1 protein-coding gene is annotated in these 345 nt (G+C 70.1%); it reads right to left on the bottom strand.

Going from position 1 to position 345, the window contains the following annotated elements; genetic code table 11:
• Positions 1-185, bottom strand: a 185-nt coding sequence (locus tag EN850_RS34540; protein ID WP_210238050.1) for a hypothetical protein, incomplete at its 3' end; no start/stop codon positions are given.
• Positions 186-345 lie beyond the last annotated feature (160 nt).

Genomic DNA, 345 nt, shown 5'->3' with positions numbered 1-345 from the left:
CCCAGCACCGTCCGCGGCGCCCACAGCTCCACATCACCCGGCACCGCCGAGCGATCCCAGCTCATCACGATGTCCCTGTTCTGGTCCGTCGGATGCGTCTCCGGCGGCCACTGCGCCCACGCCCGTGGCATCACCAGCACCAGCGCACATACCAGCATCAACACAAACAACCAACGCCGGCTCATCGCGTACCTCCTGCAGCAGCGGTCTGGGGTGTGGCGGCAATCAACGCGCGTTCCTGCAGCAGGCGGGTCACGCGGGCCTGCTGGCGGATCTCGGGCGGCAGCTGGGCCACGGCCAGCGGCTCGCAGTGCACGGCGCCGACCAGCAGCACCACCTGGCGGC

This window comes from Mesorhizobium sp. M8A.F.Ca.ET.207.01.1.1, assembly GCF_004794715.1.
In the GTDB taxonomy this organism is placed as follows: Bacteria; Pseudomonadota; Alphaproteobacteria; order Rhizobiales; family Rhizobiaceae; genus Mesorhizobium.
This window is presented reverse-complemented; position numbering and strand designations above follow the sequence as displayed.